Source organism: Bacillus cereus group sp. MYBK216-1, from assembly GCF_051916495.1.
Classification (GTDB): domain Bacteria; phylum Bacillota; class Bacilli; order Bacillales; family Bacillaceae_G; genus Bacillus_A; species Bacillus_A thuringiensis_K.
This window is the reverse complement of the sequence record NZ_JBQAGT010000009.1, coordinates 32257-53325: the sequence shown is the minus strand read 5'-3', so window position 1 is coordinate 53325 and position 21069 is coordinate 32257. Positions and strand designations below refer to the sequence as shown.

Here is a 21069-nt window from a genome sequence, read left to right as displayed (position 1 = left end):
CTTCTTTAGAGAAATAAGTACGCAACACGGGAAAAATGTTGCTTATTCTAGTGAAATAGTACGTGAGTTGAGAATGGTGTTGCTTCTTTAGAACTAAGGGTACGCAAGATGAGAAAGGTGTTGCATGTTTTACTTCCATTTAGTGAAAAGGGTTTTACAAACTAATAAAAACTAAGTGTATTGTTGCTATTACAAATACGAAAGTTAATTCTTGAATATTAGTTTCCATTTATTTAATATTGTTTTATTTTGGAGTCTACCAATGTTTATCCTTATGAACTTAATATTTTATAAAGACATTATCAAATATGTTCAAAATAAAGATTGGGTTAGCATCATTTCAGATATTTCAATGTCCTTATTGATAGTAATACTAGGAACGGTACTATATACAATTTTATATTTAGTAATTTCAAAACCCAAAAATACAATAATTATAAAGTTAAAACCAAACACATTTTGAACACTATAATCTCCAGGATCGTCAAAACGAAGAAGTAAACAAAAAGAGACTATTGGAATTATAAATAAGCAAAAGAAGCCTAAAAACCAGGTTCTTTTGCTTATTTTCCAATGTAAACTTTTCATTATTAGTTTATATTCAAATCCCCTTAATTATTAACTTCTCTCCGAACCCCCTGATATCCTCAATTCATATAATAAAAGTATACATTGGAAACACTGTAAATAAAGAGTTCACAGTCCCTTATACGTTTAATCATTCTCTCTCACTTTCATCTAAAATCTGCTCAAAACGAAATTTTAAATAAACTAATTTAGTCCATCTATTTCTAGCAAAAGTTAAAATGTTAAAAATATAAGGAAACAAAATTGAAATTAAAATTATTAATAGTACAAATCCCCACATTTCTCTTGAAAGAGAAGCCGAGGCTATAAAAGCACTAAATAAAATCGTCACATACATAATAATTAATGGTTGTATTCTATGTATGCTATCTTTTTACGACATTAAAATATATTAGAATTAACATGGTATAAATGATTAGTAGCAATTGATATAATTGTATTAGAAGCAATTAGGAGGATTATTAGTGGAGAAGTTAAAAGTACTATTTCAAAACACCTTATATATAGCTTACCCTCTTTTAACTGGAGTTGAGGGAAGTGAAAAGGTTTTAAATACATGGCAACAATTCTATCAAGATGTAGAAAGAGATCTACAGGAAATTTACAACTCAAATTATTCATCACAGACTTTCGAAAGGCTAGTAAAATGGGTCTCTAAAAAGGAAGCTTTAGGATTATCAGCGATAGACATTCTTCCAAAACTAGAAAATCATAGAGAAGAAATTTTTGAATGTCTAAGAGATGACTTATATATGGAGTTTGGAATTAAACTGCCTATTATCGTAAAAGAATTACCTTTACATTCAGAGGCTAAGAGTGATTATATAGAACGAAGTAATGCAGGGTTTATGTACCATTTATCAGACACTATTGCTAAGAATAAGTTTACAGATGACCAAGATAAGAATGTACGGATTGCTCAATTACAGGATAAACAAAATAGTCTAGTGGTAGTATCGTCACACGATGATGGTGATATGAAATTACAAAGGGAAGAATTAAAAAGATGGAATACACTGATTGATTCTACTTTTTTAACAAGAGTAATGGATGATTTGACGGCGGACTGCCTCGATATTGTAACTGAACTTTGGGTAAAGAGTGCGGAAAATGATAAGACTATTGTGCCTGTACATTACGAACAAGTATTAAATATGTGTAATATGAAACAAATCAAAAATGGTAAGGCTTATTATCGAAAAGAAGACAGATTAAAGATTATGGAGCGATTAGCTGCTCTTGCTAGTATTTTTATTTATGTCAATGAAGATAATGAGATCGTGATATTAAATGAAGAAGATCCAAATGAAAGCCTAGCTTATAAAAAGCAAAGAATTCGAAGATTATTTGTAATGGATGAAATTATCATTGCAAAAGATATTGATACGGATAAAACATTAGGAATAGAGAGTATGCACGTTACACCAGGAAGCTTTTTATCAAAATATCTCTATGGCTCTGAAAAGCTAACAGGTTTATTATCAAAAAAAGCCCTAGAGTATAACAGCAAGCAACAGAGATATCACAAAAGATTAACCAGATATCTAAGTTGGCGTTGGCGCATTCAACAATCCTATCAACATTTAACACATTCTTATAGTATTGGTGGTCCTAAAGGGTTATTACAAGTAATGGAGATAAGCATGAATAGAAAACCAAGTCTAATAAGACAAGTTTTTGAAAAGACTTTAGATGACCTTATGAGCGACCAAGTAATTCAAGAGTGGAAATACTCTCCCGAGATTGATGAAGAAAAATGTAAGGGAAAAAACTGGTTTGAAAACTACTGGTTAAAATTAAAAGTAAGCATTTCTCCTACAAATGAACTTGTTAAATTACAACAAGAGTTGATTACTAAGAAAAGTAAGCAGCACGCACCATTGGTCATTGAGATGGAAGAAAAGCCACCGGTAATTGAAGAGAAGCCAATAAGTATAGTAAATCAAGAAACCCCTAATAGTATTGAGTTTTATATTGAAAAGATGAACACGTATAAAGAGAAGAATAATAAAAGTATTCGTGATTTAGCGAAAGAAATAGATATTTCGTATTCAACACTTTCAAGGATGTTATCCGGTAAAAGAAAACGATTAAATGATGATACGAAAAATAAGCTAGATAAGTGGATAGAAAGACAGGTAGTAGTTAATCTGCTGTAAACGACGGTTTAAAAATAAATATATATAAACAAAAGGACTTAATCAAAGTAATAATCGATATTATCCTCTTTAGGTAGACAATGTAAAAAAGACCATGTACACACATTGATGTTACACTATTACTTGGAGAGGATTTTTTAACATGACTAAAAAAGATTCAACATTAAATGAACATTTGGAATGATTGATTTTATCAACTATTCCAATTTAATTAAAGGTAATATAGCCTAAAAAAAATAAGTATAAGATTCGCATGAATAATTTTCAAAATAAGTGTAATATGAACCATAAGTTTTCTGGAACAGCAAACTTATGGTTCTTTTTGTTTGCTGCAAAGTTATGCTCCTGGATTTGAAGAAAATTTTTAATGTCGTTTTTTTAAATAAAGTCTCGACGTTTTAAAAAATTGCAATGTTTTGTCCCTTGGGATCTGTTTATCTTAAGGGATATTCTTATAGTTCCCAAAAAATCTGGACGGAAAGACCGATTAAGGAATTGTTGAGTAGCAATAAAGTTATTTCATTTTTAGAATCAGTTCCTTCTTTCTGAGAAAAAACTTCGTCACTATATTATCTAGATTAATTTGGTTGTATTCTCCAGTTCGAACAAGCTTTAAAAAATAGTTGTAATTTATCTTGAATTGAAAGATGGATAAAAAACATCATCTTTTCTAGTTAAATTTTAGAGATAATAACTTTTTTACACTTGGGGGAGTAAAAACTCTTAAGTTGATAGGAATGTATGGCGACTGCCTTGTCTGTTATTCAAGGATAGTACTTTATATGAGTATGCAATTGTACATATTCATATAAAGTACATAATACATAAAATCCCATAAAGTTATAGTGAAAACATTTCTTTATATGATATTTATTAAGATTCAATGATACCAACAAATTTTATGTTTAATTATAGTAGTAAAATTATTTCGCTTCATGAAGTGATAATAGTATGAAAACTTTTTAAATATAATTTTAAAAAAACAAAGCATTTAATATCAGAAAAATCAAATATTACAAATACGATTTTCTAGTTTACTTATAAAAAACATAGTGATTAAAATGGGGGGGAAGTAAGGACCTTATATTCTATCAAAAACAAATAAAAAACGTGATGCAATTACTCTTTCGAAAAAATTCTATCCTCAAGTGTGTATGAAGAAATTCTAACGTTAGATTTTACAGCATATACGATTAAAATCGTAAAAAATAATAGTAAAGAGGTGTAAGGAATGAAGAGCAAAATTATGGCAGGATTTTTAATAACATCAATTGTTACCGGGGCGACTATTCCTATCAATACTCTCGCAACGCCAATTGTTCAGGCAGAAACAAAACAAGATAATATAGATATTTCCTCGGCATTACGAAAAATAGGTGCACACTCCAAGTTAACACAAACCTTTATCGATGGAGCTTTAGCAAGTCCGAATGTACAACTTGAAGAAGTTCCATCTTTAAATACAACTCAATTTCTAATTAAACAAGATATGAAAGAGTGGTCATCCGAACTTTATCCTAAATTAATTCTATTAAATTCAAAAAGTAAAGGATTTGTAACTAAATTTAATAGTTATTATCCAACATTAAAAGGATTTATAGATAATGGGGAAGATAAAGAAGGGTTTACAGATAGACTGGAAGTCCTTCAAGACATGACCATAACAAACCAAGAAAGTGTGCAACGTCAAATTAATGAGTTAACAGATCTAAAACTACAGGTAGATAAGAAGTTGAAAAATCTTGATACTGATGTGGCAAAAGCACAGAGTGTCCTTAATTCAGAGGGAACAGGAAAAATAGATAAGTTAAAAAATGAAATGCTAGATACAAAAAAATCAATTCAAAATGATTTACAGCAAATAGCATTATTACCTGGGGCTTTAAATGAACAAGGGCTAAAGGTATTCCAAGAAATTTATAGTCTATCGAAAGATATCATTGAACCGGCTGCTCAAACAGCAGTAGTAGCGTATAACAAAGGAAAAGAAATAAACAATGCCATTGTAGACGCAGAGAAGAAAGCAGAACAAGAAGCAAAAGAAAAGGGAAAATCAGCTATAGAAATTGAAGCTGCCAAAAAAGAAGCACGTGAAGCGATAGAGAAAAGTAAAAAAGGCGAAATCGCTGCGGCTGCAGTTACAAAAACGAAAGAATATGACCTTATGAAAGTGATTGATCCTGAAAAAATAAAAAAAACATATAATACTTTTGCTGAAATTAATAAACTAACAGCAGAGCAACGTGCATATTTAAATGATTTAGAGAAACAAAATCAGAAATTATATGACTTAACAACTAAATTAACTGTAGCGGATTTACAAAAATCAATGATTCTTTTCATGCAAAATGATTTGCATACATTTGCTAACCAAGTAGATGGAGAAATTGAGCTAATGAAACGTTACAAAGAGGATTTGGATCTAATAAATAATAGTATTACAAAATTATCGACTGAAGTTGATGCCAATAACACTCAGTCTCAAAAAGATACATTAAGACGATTAAAAAGTGTAACAACTCAACTCGAAGAACAAGTTTATAAATTCTAATATTAAGAACATAGGTTTATCAAAAAGATTATATTGCAACTGAAAATAAGGAGGAGATCAAATGATGAAATTTCCATTTAAGGTTATAACTTTAGCCACTTTAGCAACGGTTATAACTGCTACGAATGGTAGTACTATTCATGCACTTGCACAAGAACAGACAGCTCAGGAACAGAAAATAGAAAATTATGCGTTAGGACCTGATGGATTAAAGAAAGCGTTGGCCGAAACAGGCTCTCATATTCTTGTAATGGATTTGTACGCAAAAACTATGATTAAGCAACCGAATGTAAATTTATCCAACATTGATTTAGGTTCCGGAGGAGGAGAATTAATCAAAAATATTCACCTAAATCAGGAACTGTCACGAATCAATGCAAATTACTGGTTAGATACAGCGAAGCCAAACATTCAAAAAACAGCACGTAATATTGTAAATTATGATGAGCAATTTCAAAACTATTACGACACATTAGTAGACACTGTAAAAAAGAAAGATAAGGTGAGCCTCAAAGAAGGAATAGGGGATTTAATCGATACAATTCATACAAATTCAAATGATGTTACGGAAGTCATTAAGATGTTAGAGGCTTTTAAAACAAAGTTGTATACAAATACTGTAGATTTTAAAAATAATGTTGGTGGTCCAGATGGACAGGGCGGATTGACGGCTATATTAGCGGGAAAACAAGCACTAGTCCCACAACTTCAGGCCGAAATTGAGAATTTACGTTCTACACAGAAATCACATTTTGATAATGTATTAGCCTGGTCAATTGGTGGTGGATTAGGAGCTGCTATTTTAGTTATTGGAACGATTGCAGGAGCGGTAGTAATTGTTGTGACGGGTGGTACAGCTACACCAGCTGTTGTGGGTGGTCTTACAGCTCTAGGAGCCGCTGGTATCGGTTTAGGAACAGCTGCTGGTGTCGAGGCATCTAATCATATGAATTCTTATAATGAAATTTCGAATAAAATCGGAGAATTAAGTATGAAAGCTGATCTGGCTAATCAAGCGGTTATTTCACTTACTAATACCAAGGACACTCTAACATATTTGTATCAGACAGTGGACCAAGCAATCATGTCTCTAACAAGTATTCAGCAACAATGGAATAAAATGGGGGCTAATTATAAAGATTTATATGATAATATCGATCAAATGCAAGAACATAAACTTTCGTTAATACCTGACGATTTAAAAGCTGCTAAACAAAGTTGGAATGATATTCATAAGGACGCAGAATTCATTTCCAAAGACATTGCTTTTAAACAAGAAAAAGCAAACTAAAAATCAATATATATTCATAGGAGGAATTAAAGTGAATAATAATTTTCCTTATAAACTACTTGCTGTATCGACGTTTTTAACCCTGACAACAACTACTGTAGTTTCACCAGTAGCTGCTTTTGCAAGTGAAAGTAAAATAGAACAAACGAGTACGGAAGATATATCTCTTTCTGTAAACAGCGAAAAGATGAAAAAAGCTTTGCAAGATGCTGGGGTATTTGCAAAATCCATGAATGATTACTCTTATTTGTTAATTAATAATCCAGATGTTAACTTTGAAGGAATTGATATTAAAGGATATACAAATCTACCTAGTCAAATAGCACAAGATCAAAAGAATGCAAGAGAGCATGCTACAAAATGGGATGCGCACATAAAAAAACAACTTTTAGATACCCTTACAGGAATTGTAGAGTATGATACCACATTTGACAATTATTACGATACATTAGTAGAAGCAATTAATGAAGGAGATGCAGATACATTAAAAGAAGGCATTACAGATTTACAAGGTGAGATTAAACAAAACCAAGCATATACACAGAATTTAATACAAGAACTAGCTAAGTTAAGAGATAGTATTGGAGAAGATGTCCGAGCATTTGGAGGTCATAAAGATATCTTGCAATCGATTTTAAAAAATCAAGCATCTGGAATAGATGAAGATGAAAAACGCCTAAATGATGTTTTAGAGCAAATAAGACATTTTAAACAAGTAGAATCGGATGGAATAATAACTGTATCATATCCCTCAATCCCTACATGGATTGCTGGAGGTGTAATGATAGGGGTTGCAAGAAATAATTTAGGTACGTTAGAGCCGTTATTAGCTCAATTACGCCAAACGGTTGACTATAAAATAACATTAAATCGTGTAGTTGGGGTTGCGTATAATAATATTGCTGAAATGCAAAATGCAATTGGATCAGCTATTAATGCTCTTACCTATATGTCAGCACAATGGCATGATTTAGATTCTCAGTATTCAGGAGTACTTAATCATATTGATAAAGCATCCCAAAAGGCAGATCAAAATAAATTTAAATTTTTAAAACCTAACCTGAATGCAGCAAAAGATAGTTGGAAAACATTAAGAGCAGATGCATTTACATTAAAAGAAGGAATAAAAACATTAAAAATGGATCCTGTTTCTTCAAAAAAATAGGAAAGTACGGTTTTATTGTAAAGTTTGCTAAAATATAGAGACTTTAAAAACATACTGTTAAATTATTAAATGATTCGTTATATACTAAAAAAGGTGAAGTTGTATCAAGAGCTTCACCTTTTTTTATTGTAGTTGAGTTGTAAGAGCAAGTTTCATCTTGTTTCAATTATGAAAGGGCTTCTTTGAGCCGATTAGTGTATATATAGCTTATTTTGCTATGTACATATTTAATCGACTTGAAGAAGTTCTTTTTGTGTTGCCTTCAAGTTAGGAATCACTTGTATATAGAACATCGGAGGCTAATAGTACACTAAATGAAAAATGCACATAATTTGTGCTCGTTTTTCTCATGAAACAATAGGGGGTTATTTAAAGGAAACGATCTATGATTGCAATTGTATGGAATATCTAAACATTCAAAAGTTAAATACATCCGAACAAATTAAATTTATGCATAATGGACAAATGGTATTAAGAACATTACAAGACATATGTAATGCGAGAAAATTTACTATCATCGCTTGTACCGTAGTAAAGATATTAAAATAAATAGGCACGAGGGCTTATATTTAGATATTACAACTAAAAAATAATGTGAATAACTAGCACAGCTATTAGGCTTTTTTCATTTAGAAAAATACTATGGACATTATTAAAGATCATTATTATTAAATTTTTTTGATTAGATCTGAAATTTTATTAACACTCATACTACTAATAATAAAATCTATTATAAATATATATCTTATATATTAAAAAGAAATAAAGATAAAACTATTATAGGTTATCAAAAATAGGGGGAAACTCTACTCCCACAAGGGAAAATTTGATGTTAGCACGTAAAAAATCATAAATAGTAAAAAATGTATCCGTAGATTCAATAATTATAAGACTTTCAATTCTACAAAAAAGCAGAAAGAAAATCATATGTTTCTACATGAAATCGGAAAGGAATTGATACAAATTACTTTATATTTATCCAACTATGGAAATAGGCTTCATTTTCTTTATTTTGTTAAATAAGCAGTATTTAACGTTCAATTATCCACATTTTATTCAGAAAATGTAGTTATTTGTTAACATAACTCACTATTTACACATAACTCACATTATTATTGATGATTTTTATTAGATATATACAACAACACTAGTAGTTACAATGATGTCAGAAAAATACTATTCACATTCGAGTATATTTGTCCTCATATCCACTGTTTTTATAATTTTATTTTTGATTTTTTGTAGGTATTATGAGATAGGTTTTATTACATTAGAAGAATATTCCCTAGTACTATGTGGAGAGTTATATAGTGCTAGAAGAGAATTTGTATAGAAGTGCATAAAAAAAGACTTCATTTTACATGAAGTCCTTCTGATTTTGTATTTATAAATAGAGTAGTAGAAAAGGAGTATGAATGAAACAACTACGAATAGCCCTCTAATTTCGATTTTTTCAAAAATAGAGAGCTCGTTACTATTATTTTATTTCCATTGCGTGTAGCACCTGATCTGGAGCTGTTATTGTTACACCAGCACGTACTAAACGTTCAAAGGTACGCATAAACTCTAGTAAATTAAACTGTTTTGGTAGCTCAATCACACGCAGTTGTTCTTGCGGTAGTTTATCAATTGCTTCAATAAACCATTCACGTACATCACTTGGAATTGTGCGTTCTTTATGGCCACGAACTTTTAGTTTTTCGCGCATTTCAATTTCTAAAGCGATATATGCATGGAGATTCACTCCCTGATCATATGCATATTTTCTAAATAACGTTTCTTCCTGGTATTTTAGATAATTACGGTGATAAGATTCTTCTGTTACTGGTACCGCAAACTTCTGCTTCAATAATGCATGCACATTTTTAAACATCTTTTTAATGTTACGAAGAGAGTACATAGAATAATGTAGGCCGAAATTAAAGATAGCTTGCTCACGGTCACTATTTCTCTCTTTTGGTATATGCTGCGCAATAAGAGGGTAGATACCTTCTTTTGCTGCTGTATCGAGAATTTGATATTGAGATGTTTGATGCAATAGTTTCTTCAACGTATATACAATCTTCGTTGGATATCCTTCTTTTCGATCAACCATGTCACGTAGTCCGCGAATTACACTGCGAATTTGACGATGACAAGTATGCTTTAATACATGAATGAATTTATTCATGTCTGCAGACAATTCACCGATATTCATCTCTTGTAGGACTGCTTCGATAAATTTCGCTTTTCGAGCATAGGTAGCTTTTGGTGTAAATGGATCCCTATGTTGTTCTTCTCCAGCTTCTTTCGAACATAAGAAGTCTGAATGGATAGACAGATATAATGTCGTATATCGTTTTGTATGCTTTACACCTTTTTGCATTTTGCAAATTTTGAATAGGGGATTCCCCGTACATGGTAATACAGTTGTTAATTCCTCGATAACCGCACGGATCTGATGCGGATATTTTTTATGTAAGAAACGATACATCCCACCGAAGTGAGTTTTGTTTCCTCTTTCGTCCTGCTTGTCCAAAGAACGCTTTAATGTTGTTTCCGTATGTTGTTGCATTGCGATGTCTAAGAATAGTTTCTTAGCTGCTACAGATAGCTTAAAGAAATCCTTTGTAAATACAACAGGGCTAATATATACGTACGGATTTGCTTTTTCTGTTTCCTCATTCATAAAATGAGTGAGTTTGATTGTATAACGGCCATCTACTCCATTTTCGATGGAGATAATGTTATGTAAGTTTAATTTCTTTAATGCGATATAGAATTGAGAGTGTTGGATATAAGCAAATTCTTCTTTATATTGCTTGTAATCTTCCCACATCATATGTATGGTTACATTTGGAATGACACCGTTTGTATAGCATTTTTTATGTAAGTACAAGAACACTTCAAGATCAGCATTCGTAATACCGTATAATTTATGTTTTCGTCCTGCTTTTTCTGCAAGTGTAGACATTGCTCGACGTGAAAAAGATGGTTTGGCTTTTTCGACAAAACCTTCTACATCCGCAATACGCTCTTCGTATGTCATGTGCTGCAGAATATCTTCTAAATATGTATCTTTATAGCTGTAGTATTTCTCCTCAAATGTTTCCACAAACTTTTGCCAAGATTTGAGTGTTACTAAAACTGCGTTTGTTGTTTTCCCATTTAAGCTACGTTGATTACGTATCACAAATGCTTTTCCCATCTTTTTCACCTCCGTTCTACAAATTCAGAAATATATGTCAAAATACTATAAAATATACCAATTTTGATTATAGCAAAATGAAAATTGCTGAAATGTGCTCCTTTAAGAAGAAAATTAGTAACTTGCAACAGCTTATGAAGCTAGTTGTATCAAGGGATAAGAGAATTTCATGATTTTTTTTTGTGTTAAGGATACCGCAAACGTGTTGCAAGTTGTTTGATATGTATAAAAGTAAGTGAAAAAGCAACTAAACCCTTGGTATATAAAGGATTATAGTGAAAATGGTAGGGAAGTTAGGGAAAGGATACCGCAAACATGTTGCAAGTTAGTAAACGTAATCATTAAAAATGAATTGTAATAATTACCCTTGATATAAAAGGACTTGTTGATATTTATAGAATGAAAGTAGGGAAAGGATACCGCAAACAGTGTTGCATCTTGTGAGAAAAATAAGGGCATGCATACCGCAAACGTGTTGCAAGTTGGATGATATGTATAAAAGTAAATGGAAAAGCACTTAAACCCTTGGTATATAAAGGTTTAGAGTGAAGATGATAGAAAAGTTAGGGAAAGGATACCGCAAACATGTTGCATATTATGTATGTAACTTATTAAAAATATGAGATAAATAGCTTAAAAACTTTAAAATGACATGATTTTTTTAAAATTACTTAGTTGAGAAATAAATTATACTGTTGCAAGTTGAAAGAGATAGGGAAAGGATACCGCAAACGTGTTGCAAGTTGATTAGAAATAGGTAAGAGAAAGAGCAAACGTGTTGTAAGTTGAGAAATATAAGGCAAACAAAGCGCAAAAAGAATGTAAGTAAGGGAAAATAGGTAAGAGGAGAACAAACTGTTGCAAGTTGAAGGGTTAAGGAAAGCAAGGCGCAAAAGAAATGTAGGAAGAAGAAATAGGGAAAAGAAAGAGCAGCATGTTGTAAGTTGAGAAATATAAGGCAAACAAAGCGCAAAAGGAATGTAAGTAAGGGGAAATAGGTAAGAGAAAGAGCAGCATGTTGTAAGTTGAGAAATATAAGGCAAACAAAGCGCAAAAGGAATGTAAGTAAGGGGAAATAGGTAAGAGAAAGAGCAAACTGTTGCAAGTTGAGGAGTTAAGGAAAGTAAAGAGCAAAAGAAATATAGGAAGAAGAAAAAAGGAAAAGAAAGAGCAGTATGTTGCAAGTTAAGGAGTTTAGGAAAGCAAGGCGCAAAAGGAATGCAAGTAAAGAAGAATAGGGAAAGAAAGAGCAGCATATTGCAAGTTAAGGAGTTAAGGAAAGCAAAGAGCAAAAGAAATGCAAGTAGGTAGAAATAAGGAAGAGAAGGAGCAGTATGTTGCAAGTTAAGGAGTTAAGGAAAGCAAAGCGCAAAAGAAATGCAAGTAGGTAGAAATAAGGAAGAGAAGGAGCAGTATGTTGCAAGTTAAAGAGTTAAGGAAAGCAAAGCAAAGCGCAAAAAGTGTGCAAGTTGAAAGAAATAGGTAAGAGAAAGAGCAACCTGTTGCAAGTTAAAGAGTTAAGGCAAACAAAGCGCAAAAGGAATGTAAGTAAGAGGGAATAGGTAAGAGGAAAAACAACCTGTTGCAAGTTAAAGAGTTAAGGCAAACAAAGCGCAAAAGGAATATAAGTAAGGGGGAATAGGTAAGAGGAAGAACAACCTGTTGCAAGTTGAGAAATGTAAGGCAAACAAAGCGCAAAAGGGAATGTAAGTAGAAATAGGTAAGAGAAAGAGCAACTGTTGCAAGTTGAGGAGTTAAGGAAAGTAAAGAGCAAAAGAAATGCAAGAAAAGAAGAATAGGGAAAGAAAGAAACAAAAATTTGTAAATATCTGTTACAATAAATTAAATATAATAGTAGTTAAGATTTTTATACTGAGAATTATTTTATTGTGATCCATGGTTTAGGGAGGAAAAGAAAGTGGATAACTTATTACAAATGTTTCGAGATGCATTGTTAATCTCTGAGCCAATTTATAAAACTAACGAGCTAGTATGGAATAAGTGGAATGCATACTTTAAAGATGTTGAAAACAATAATAATAAGGTACTTACATCACCCCATGCTTCTCCATCATTTACTGCATTAGTATCTTGGTTAGAGAAAAAGCAAGAGTCCGGAATTACATTAGTACAAATTTATGCGAAAATTGATTCTTATAAAGAAGAAATATATAAAGAAATTGAATTATTTATAGAAAAAGAATTTCAAGATGTAGTACATTCTAATTCCGTGATATTGGAAAATGATCAAAATATAGATAAGCCAAATATAGTGAATCACGAGGATTATTACGAGGTAAATAACTCTGCTGTTTATTATAAATTAAGAGATGGGATTGCAAAGAATCAATTTGAAGAAGATGAAATAAGTAAGGTCTTACAATATCCCATTGAAACGAGGTCTTCTAATGGTGTAGCTCAACTTTCTTCACACAAAGATGAAGATTTAAGACTTACCAATATAGAAGAAGCAGCTCGATGGAATACCCTTGTAGATGACGTAATGAGTAATATGGATGATTTAACGGCAGATTGCTTAGATGCAATCACAATACAGTGGATTAATGAAGCAAAATCTCCAGATGATTTTATTGACTTTTCTTATGAACAAGTTTTAGAGATGTGCAATATTCCAAAAACAGTTGTTAAAAATAAAGAATACTATAGAGCGGAAGATAAAATTAAGATAGCAAAGAGAATTGCAGCTTTAGCAAGTATTTTTATCTATTTAAATGATGATAATGAAGTCGTTGTATTAAATGACCGTGATGATGAGGGGGAACGTTTAGAATTAAAGCGTGAAGTTATCAAAAGATTATTTGTATTAGATTCAGTTGTTTTATGGAGACATAGTGTTACTAATGAATACATGGGCATTGAATCTTGTCGTATTAAGCCGGGTAGCTTTTTAACTAATTATTTGTATGGATCAAATAATACAACAGCCCTATTGTCTAAAAAAGCACTTGAATACAATAGTTATAGACACAAATATCATAAAAGGTTAATTCGATACTTAACATGGCAATGGAGAATTAGACAAATGTATTCATCATTGAAAAAGCCATATTCTATAGGTGGGGACAAAGGACTACTAGCAGTAATGGATATCCCAAAAGATTGGAAGCCGAATCGTATTAGAGAACAGTTAGAAAATGTTCTAATGGATTTAGAAAATGAAAAAGTAATCTCTCATTGGGAGTATAGTGATCCACTGGATGAACAACAAATTGGGAAACGTAATTGGTTTAAAAATTATTACAATAACTTAGGAATAACGATTTTACCACCTGAAGAAATGCTACAGTCAATGGATAGGGTAATAGGAAAGAAGAGTATAGAGGAACCACAAGAGAAGTTACCGGAAGTAACAGTTGTTAAAGAAATAAAGAAGACTGTAGAATCAGTCGAACAAATAGAGAAAAAGATCCGTGACCAAATACTGAAAGTACACAATGAAAAAAAGGTAAGCATTCGTGAAATAGCAGATGAAATGAGTATTTCTCCATCGACATTATCTAGATTTTGTAATTATAAAACAAAACGTTTATCTAAAAAGGCGTTAGAAAAGTTAACGAAATGGTGTGAAAGACAAGAAATATTAGAAAAGATGTAACATAGACTAAATATTTCTTTTAATAATATTCAAATTAAAAATACACATACATTATGTATGTGTATTTTACTTATTATCACTAATAATAGTCTGGATTTTCTTTATTTATGGCGGTTTTGGCAGGTGAAGATCCTACTGGAAAGTCATTATAGTTATGCTGTTTAATCCACTGCAATTAAATTTCTTGTCTTATCGATATGGTTCAGTAACATACGATACTCTTCTTCATACATAGTTATACGTTGTAGAAGAGATTGATTCTCTGTTTTTAAATCTTCAATTTGATTTTGTAACTTTGTCAATTCATTCACATCTTTATAATTTTGTAGAAAGAGAATAATATCATCTAATGTAATAGACAAAGATTTTTTTTCTTTTTCTGATGGGGAGAGGGGAATGTTGTTTCCCATTTTTCGGTCTTGTTTTGCTTGTTGTATTTCTTCTTGGTATTGTTTTCTCACATATGAATTCCAACGAAATCCACAAGCTGCGGGTGTTCTAGCTAGTAGTTTTGCTACTTCTTTGAATGCAGCTAACTGTGTTCCACCGTTACGAATATTCTGAAGTACTGTTGATGCGAGAAGTAAATCGTTATCATCAGTCCAGGAATCTTGTCTTGAGATTACCACGTTTTAACCCCCCTTATATGTTTTATATTATATATATGCAATTACTCAAAATGATAGAAGTTCAACTTCTCTTGAAATAATTGGGAGTAAGTTGGTAGAAGTATGTATGATTTTACATGCAAAATTGCATTTAAGGTTGACTATTCCATAAGTTGTAACTATACCGGTTACAGCAATGCAACTGAATTAATAAAGTTGTTGGTATGAATTGGTTGTATTAATGATGTATAAACAAATATTAAGGAATGAATGGAGTTGAAAATATAGTCCTACATATAAAACGTTTGTATAAAAAGAAATTAGATAATATACATTTTTTTATAAATATATATTAATAAAGAGAGGTTCACGTTTTGAAAATTTTTAAGGGAATTCTAGTTTCTTCAATTGCATTAACAGCATTTAATGGGGTAGGCGGACTACTTCCAAATGAAAAATCAGAAGTTGCCTATGCGGCTACTTACAATTATTCAAATAAGCAATTGAATTCTACTGTACATAAGCAAGTTACTAAACAATTAATTTTGAAATTTAAAAATGAAGCGAATTTACCACATCAGGATGGAATAGAAAAATTCATTAAAGAAGAAAAACAAGATCCTGAATTAATTGGAATTTTAGCTGAATATCCAAATGTAACTATAAATCGACTTTTTAATTCTTTAAATCCTAAAGAAATTAAAAATCTTGGTAAAGAAATAAAAGATTCCGATCATATTTCTTCTAATTTGCTAAACTATTATATTGTTGAAACTCAAGATGATATTGATGTACAAGCATTACTTACAAAATTTGAAAAATCATCTCTTGTTGAAACGGCGTATTTACAGGAAGAAGAGGCGCCACCAGCAGAGCGTTTGCCAAACTTATCTGTTAATCCATATGATGAGTCTAGACTTACAAGACAAGGTTACCTTGAACCAGCACCATTAGGAATTAATGCACCTTATGCCTGGAGCATAAAAGGTGGAGATGGAAAAGGAACTACTTTCGTAGATATGGAGTATGGGTGGTTATTTAATCATGAGGATTTAGTGAATCAAAAGATTGAACTGATATCTGGACAGAATAAAAGCGAGCACCATGATCATGGTACCTCAGTCTTAGGAATTGTTTCGGCAGAGGATAATAACATAGGTGGAATCGGGATCGCACCGAAAGCTAAGGTAAAGGTTGTATCTCAGATTAGGGATAACGGAAATTATAATACAGCTGATGCTATTTTAAGCGCGGTTAACAATATGCAAGCTGGAGATATTCTTTTACTAGAGGCACAAGCAACTTACGATGGATATGGAGATAAGAACTATTTTCCTGTGGAAGTAAAACCAGACATATTTGATGCAATTCGTATGGGAACAAATAAGGGAATTATTATTATTGAAGCAGGTGCAAACGGCGGAAATGACTTGGATCAATTTAGAGACCGTAATGGTAAACAAGTTTTAAATCGTAATAGTCCTGATTTTAAAGATTCAGGGGCAATTATGGTTGGGGCAGCTTCTGCAAGGGTTCCTCATAAGCGTTCATATTTCTCTAATTACGGTAGTAGAGTGGATGTGTATGGATGGGGGAATGCAGTAGATACTACAGATGCTAAACCAAGTGAATTTATAACAAATCTATATACATCTAGTTTTGCTGGAACATCTAGCGCATCACCTATTATTGCTGGTGCTGCAGCATCAATTCAAGGAATTGCAAAAAATAATCAGGGGAGAGTATATACACCAAGACAGCTTAGGGATATTTTAAGTGATTCTAGCACCAGAACGAAATCCAATGATCCAACTTCTGATAAAATTGGTGTTTTACCTGACTTAAAAGCTATTTTATCTAAACTTGGTTTTTCACCAAACTTAGGTAATGATTCTTCCATTGTATTTCCTGAGGAACAAGAAATAAATAAAGGAAATAAGGGAAATGAAGGATCTACTATAACATTCCCGAAAGAAGATACCGCTAATAGTGGAGAGGACTCTAGCTTTATTTTCCCAGAATAATAGAAATACTTCCTATTAAGCATGGGGCAAAATAGTTTACTCAATAAGAACAAAGGATATGAATTCAATAGAAATATGAATTTATATCCTTTTTATTTTAAGCTGTTTTTACTACCTTACAAAAACGTAATGTTAGCGTAATGGAAATGAATTTTCGCAGCCAATAGATTAGGATATAATTTTTGTGAGAAAAGATATGAGGTGAATAATATGAAACGAATAGTGCTTATGTGTAGCATTTTTGTGATGTTTACTGTGTTGTTATCCGGGTGTAATTTAAATCGTCTTGGTACAGATACATATTATGTGCAAATTACCAAGGATGGTGAAAAATTAAAAGAGAAAAATGTAAATGGGGATACGACTTACGAATATAAATTACCTGGATTTGATAAGGATGGTAAAGAGAAAGAAATGGAGTTTACAGCGTTAAAAAACCTTCGTAAAGAAGCGTTTTTACGTATATATTACTCTGAGAAAAAAGGTGTGAAATCTTGGGAAGAAGTTAAAAAAGACGAACTCCCTACAAAGGTAAAAGAAAAATTAAAGGTGGATTAATATATAATGCTTTGTTAGAGCAATATATCCTCAAACTATTAGAATGTATATTGTGAAATAGGCTAACAGTTATTGTCAGTCTTTTACTTTTGCACGAAGAAAATATAAAAGGCATTTAACAGACAAGTGTTGGATTATTAACAATTATTTATGATCCAAAGCTACAATATATCTACTCCTGAACTATAATAATTTTAGGTCAGAAATAAGCTTCTAATTTTGTGAGGAGTTAAGTACTAAAAAAGCTTAATTTTGTTTACGTATTTATAGTCGTTTAAAGGATTTATGATTGGTTATGATATAATAAAATTCAAGTACAATAAGGGGGATTAATTAAATGATTTTTCAAAGCATGATAACAGCTATTATAGAAAAATTACAAGAGACGGTGAATCCCTATTGGATAATTGTGTTTGGATCAACGGCTGAGAATAGAGAACGAGAAGATAGCGATATTGATATAGCTTATGTAAGTGACACAACATTAGGGAACTATGAACGTTTTTTATTAGCACAGGATTTAGCTAACATTGTTCATAGAGATGTTGATTTAGTTGATTTATCCGAAGCTTCTACAGTTTTTCAAGCTCAGATTATACATACAGGAAAGACAATATTTTGTTCTGATGAAGAACGGAAAATCATTTTTGAAATGAAAACCTTAAAAATGTATTCAAAATTGAATGAAGAACGACAGATAGTATTTGATGATATAAAGAAAAGAGGTTCTATATATGAAGAATGAGGTTATTTTAAATAAAATTTCTACAATAGAGCGTTGTATAAAAAGAATCCAAGATGTATATGGAAATGACCCTGAAAATTTAGAGGACTTTACAAAACAAGATTCAATAATATTGAATATACAAAGAGCTTGTGAAGCGAGTATTGATCTAGCAATGCATATTGTTGCAGGTAAAAAATTAGGACTACCCCAATCTAGTCGAGAGGCCTTTGATTTATTGGTTACAGCAGGATTACTTAGCGCTGATCTAGCAAATAAGTTAAAGGCAATGGTTGGATTTCGTAATATTGCTGTTCATGATTATCAAAGTGTGAATTTAGATATTGTTCGTCAAATTATTGAAAAACATTTAACTGATTTTAAACTATTTACAAAAGAAGTAATGGGGATATTGGAATTTTAGGCAAAAGAACAGAATAATAGGGCTGAGAAAGAAAGTAATTCTATGATTCCCAAACCAGCTATTGAAACAATCACTTAATTTCGTAAGAAGAAACGCGGTCATAAGATGAATTTGTTTATGTTGTAGTGAGGCTTTGTATGAGATGTGTGTAGATAATAGTAGGAAAAATATCCATATACAATTTTATCAACAAATAAGTAAATATTTTTAAAACTAATTTTTATACATATAATGTATACCCAAAACAAAAAAGTTTCCTCTTGGAAACTTTTTTGTTTTGGGTAAATTTATAACGATTAATTAATATTCAGTTTTTGAAAAAAATGATGAATCATGTCAAATTATCTTCATTTACACGAACATGAACGTAGTATAAAAATGAAGCATATCCAAAATAATTAAAGGGGCTGAAAAAATGATTAAAAAACTTATTATTGGTGCTATTGCTTTAGGCACAACAATAGGAGTGAGTAAATCTACATTTGCTGCTACAATACATTCTCCATCACAGTTTAAAGAAACTCGAAATGTTCATGTGCAATCCCTATATTCTCCATGGCAGTATTTAGGACAAACTTCAAGGGAACTTCAAATTAAAAGTAAGGATCCAAAAGTACTGGCTTTTGAACTAGCAAAAGAAGCACCATTTTATGAAGAAGAATTAGTAGACATATGTTCTGTAATTTTAGATGCAAATGTAGATATTGTATATTGGACAAGTAAGGAATGGGTTAGATTTGAAGAAGGAAATTATCAATTTAAACATGAAATTAAAATTTTTAGAGATAAAGAACGTCAGCAATTAATTACTGCACTAGAATCTTAGATCTTTTACAAAAAAGAAGCTATCTTTAGTATGCTATTCTCCCCTCATAGTAGATAGGAAAAAGAAAACACATTAACCAATTTATTATGGAGGGGATTTTTCTATGGGGTAAATTAGAATTACTTGCTATATAAAATGAAAGGAAAAGGAAGTTGGTTTATACTTAAAAGAAGATGTAAAACTGTTAAGAAAGAAATAGACATTTATTATCCAATTGTAAGACGGTAAATGAAATGATTCGAAACTTTAGGTATTAAAGAACTAGAAGAAGAACGTGGGAAAACAAAAGGGTAATGTTTAGGTAGAATGAAACCTAAAGACTAAACGATTGAAAGAAGAGGATGGGATGTTAGAAAAATGAAGGAAAGTATGTTGCGAACGTAAAACTTTTAGGATAATGCACATAAAAAAGACTTCTTCATCTATGTTAAGTCCGCAAATATATACAATTTTATAACCATCAAAGATTTCAAGAGAAATTAAATAACCTGAGTCCATACAAATATAGACTCAGGTGGCTTAGCTGCGCTTTGAAAATCCTGTCTACCCGACAGGGCCCTCTCTTTTTATTCTTCAAATAAACAAACTGAAACAAGATTATTTAGAAGTATTAGTGAATTAGCCTCTTTTTAATTCTTATTTCGTGTCTCTTACCTTTAACAAGTACAAACATAACTCATTAATCTATATTATCTTTAAAATATTTATAAATTTGATGCTATAAAAGCAATAGAATTATGTAATAAGTGAATCAAAAAAACAACCCCAAAAGCAGGCATTGTAACCTGATATTTTTCATTCTTTTTTTTATATACCCAATAAGCATAGTTATATAAAAGACCAATTATCGTTGTACCAACTATATAAGTGATTCCATATCGATGATTTAATCCAAATATAATTGAAGCTATTAAAATGATAAGGTAATCGCGATTTTTAATGTAAGGGATCCAACTTAATAGCCAAAATAAAAATACTTGAAAAACTACTGTTTCATATATAGGTGCTGCTAATACCCCTAATAAAACTTGAAGAATAAGAGGTGCTTCTGTTATTGGGTTTTTTTGTATTTCAGGTAAGAATAGATCTAATGGTATTACAAATAAAAATGATCCTAATAAAATAAGAAAAATAAAAGAAATGGTAGGCAAAGTAAACATAAATCTATTTATTTTTTTGAGCATATATATTTCTCCTATAATCTTTTATTACATCTATACGAAAAGTAATAAATAATTGAGTCTCTTTTTGTTTGACATGTTTTCGTCTACTATTGATGAAAACCGTTCTGTAATTAAATTCTTGGCTTATATGTAGGTGTAGCGATATATTAAAACTATATTGTTAA

Annotated in this window: 16 protein-coding genes; 12 read left to right on the top strand and 4 right to left on the bottom strand. The window is 31.2% G+C overall.

What is annotated here, in order from left to right:
• Nucleotides 1-718 precede the first annotated feature (718 nt).
• On the bottom strand, nt 719-925 hold the full coding sequence (locus ACTFRH_RS24300) for a hypothetical protein (protein ID WP_003303983.1): 207 nt from the start codon (nt 923-925) through the stop codon (nt 719-721).
• Nucleotides 926-1052: 127 nt separating this feature from the next.
• Between ACTFRH_RS24300 and ACTFRH_RS24295 the strand changes: the two genes are divergently transcribed.
• The 5 genes from ACTFRH_RS24295 (at nt 1053) to ACTFRH_RS24275 (ending at nt 8303) form a co-directional block, all read left to right on the top strand.
• Nucleotides 1053-2747, top strand: a complete 1695-nt coding sequence (locus tag ACTFRH_RS24295; RefSeq protein ID WP_000413211.1) for a helix-turn-helix domain-containing protein — start codon at nt 1053-1055, stop codon at nt 2745-2747.
• Nucleotides 2748-3978: 1231 nt separating this feature from the next.
• Entirely contained in the window at nt 3979-5298 is a 1320-nt protein-coding gene (gene hblC / locus ACTFRH_RS24290; protein ID WP_000836973.1) for a hemolysin BL lytic component L2, read from the top strand.
• Nucleotides 5299-5359: 61 nt separating this feature from the next.
• Nucleotides 5360-6589 carry a hemolysin BL lytic component L1 gene (gene hblD / locus ACTFRH_RS24285; protein ID WP_000975322.1) on the top strand — a complete coding sequence of 410 codons (1230 nt, stop codon included), beginning with the start codon at nt 5360-5362 and terminating at the stop codon, nt 6587-6589.
• Between the two features lie 31 nt (nt 6590-6620).
• Entirely contained in the window at nt 6621-7754 is a 1134-nt protein-coding gene (gene hblA, locus ACTFRH_RS24280; RefSeq protein WP_001063467.1) for a hemolysin BL binding component B, read from the top strand.
• Nucleotides 7755-8153: 399 nt separating this feature from the next.
• The gene (locus ACTFRH_RS24275) at nt 8154-8303 is read left to right on the top strand and encodes a hypothetical protein (protein ID WP_000456146.1); all 150 of its coding nucleotides are present in this window, start codon (nt 8154-8156) and stop codon (nt 8301-8303) included.
• A 928-nt stretch (nt 8304-9231) separates the two neighbouring features.
• On the opposite strand, the gene ACTFRH_RS24270 is transcribed toward ACTFRH_RS24275, so the two are convergent.
• Nucleotides 9232-10941, bottom strand: a complete 1710-nt coding sequence (locus ACTFRH_RS24270; protein WP_061884953.1) for a hypothetical protein — start codon at nt 10939-10941, stop codon at nt 9232-9234.
• A 1918-nt stretch (nt 10942-12859) separates the two neighbouring features.
• Between ACTFRH_RS24270 and ACTFRH_RS24265 the strand changes: the two genes are divergently transcribed.
• Complete coding sequence (locus ACTFRH_RS24265) at nt 12860-14557, top strand: helix-turn-helix domain-containing protein (RefSeq protein ID WP_000369379.1); 1698 nt, start codon at nt 12860-12862, stop codon at nt 14555-14557.
• 161 nt (nt 14558-14718) lie between these two features.
• On the opposite strand, the gene ACTFRH_RS24260 is transcribed toward ACTFRH_RS24265, so the two are convergent.
• Nucleotides 14719-15186, bottom strand: coding sequence for an RsfA family transcriptional regulator (locus ACTFRH_RS24260; RefSeq protein WP_000237076.1), 468 nt, complete (start codon nt 15184-15186; stop codon nt 14719-14721).
• Between the two features lie 353 nt (nt 15187-15539).
• On the opposite strand from ACTFRH_RS24260, the gene ACTFRH_RS24255 reads away from it, so the two are divergent.
• The 6 genes from ACTFRH_RS24255 to ACTFRH_RS24230 all read left to right on the top strand — a co-directional run bounded on the left by ACTFRH_RS24255 (nt 15540) and on the right by ACTFRH_RS24230 (nt 20302).
• A complete protein-coding gene (locus tag ACTFRH_RS24255; RefSeq protein WP_000688773.1) occupies nt 15540-17189 on the top strand; it encodes a S8 family peptidase in 1650 nt (549 codons plus the stop codon).
• A gap of 210 nt (nt 17190-17399) precedes the next feature.
• Complete coding sequence (locus tag ACTFRH_RS24250) at nt 17400-17747, top strand: YxeA family protein (protein WP_000822911.1); 348 nt, start codon at nt 17400-17402, stop codon at nt 17745-17747.
• A gap of 337 nt (nt 17748-18084) precedes the next feature.
• Nucleotides 18085-18492 (top strand): type VII toxin-antitoxin system MntA family adenylyltransferase antitoxin, encoded by a 408-nt coding sequence (mntA, locus tag ACTFRH_RS24245; protein WP_000577224.1) that lies wholly within the window; start codon nt 18085-18087, stop codon nt 18490-18492.
• Nucleotides 18482-18895: a type VII toxin-antitoxin system HepT family RNase toxin gene (gene hepT, locus ACTFRH_RS24240; protein WP_000787540.1), complete on the top strand. Its 414-nt coding sequence runs from the start codon at nt 18482-18484 to the stop codon at nt 18893-18895. Before mntA ends, hepT begins: the two co-directional genes overlap by 11 nt.
• 415 nt (nt 18896-19310) lie before the next feature.
• Entirely contained in the window at nt 19311-19721 is a 411-nt protein-coding gene (locus tag ACTFRH_RS24235) for a hypothetical protein (RefSeq protein ID WP_000592179.1), read from the top strand.
• A gap of 443 nt (nt 19722-20164) precedes the next feature.
• Complete coding sequence (locus ACTFRH_RS24230) at nt 20165-20302, top strand: hypothetical protein (RefSeq protein ID WP_416135262.1); 138 nt, start codon at nt 20165-20167, stop codon at nt 20300-20302.
• 123 nt (nt 20303-20425) lie between these two features.
• Here the strand turns inward: ACTFRH_RS24230 and ACTFRH_RS24225 are convergent, their stop codons facing one another.
• Entirely contained in the window at nt 20426-20905 is a 480-nt protein-coding gene (locus ACTFRH_RS24225) for a CPBP family intramembrane glutamic endopeptidase (protein WP_000913866.1), read from the bottom strand.
• Between the last annotated feature and the right edge of the window lie 164 nt (nt 20906-21069).

Bases quoted from the DNA above. Each gene is read 5' to 3' on its own strand.
- ACTFRH_RS24300 (WP_003303983.1), bottom strand. From the start codon at position 925: ATGTATGTGACGATTTTATTTAGTGCTTTTATAGCCTCGGCTTCTCTT.
- hblC (WP_000836973.1), top strand. From the start codon at position 3,979: ATGAAGAGCAAAATTATGGCAGGATTTTTAATAACATCAATTGTTACC.
- hblD (WP_000975322.1), top strand. From the start codon at position 5,360: ATGATGAAATTTCCATTTAAGGTTATAACTTTAGCCACTTTAGCAACG.
- ACTFRH_RS24275 (WP_000456146.1), top strand. From the start codon at position 8,154: ATGGAATATCTAAACATTCAAAAGTTAAATACATCCGAACAAATTAAA.
- ACTFRH_RS24270 (WP_061884953.1), bottom strand. From the start codon at position 10,941: ATGGGAAAAGCATTTGTGATACGTAATCAACGTAGCTTAAATGGGAAA.
- ACTFRH_RS24250 (WP_000822911.1), top strand. From the start codon at position 17,400: ATGAAACGAATAGTGCTTATGTGTAGCATTTTTGTGATGTTTACTGTG.
- mntA (WP_000577224.1), top strand. From the start codon at position 18,085: ATGATTTTTCAAAGCATGATAACAGCTATTATAGAAAAATTACAAGAG.
- hepT (WP_000787540.1), top strand. From the start codon at position 18,482: ATGAAGAATGAGGTTATTTTAAATAAAATTTCTACAATAGAGCGTTGT.
- ACTFRH_RS24235 (WP_000592179.1), top strand. From the start codon at position 19,311: ATGATTAAAAAACTTATTATTGGTGCTATTGCTTTAGGCACAACAATA.
- ACTFRH_RS24225 (WP_000913866.1), bottom strand. From the start codon at position 20,905: ATGCTCAAAAAAATAAATAGATTTATGTTTACTTTGCCTACCATTTCT.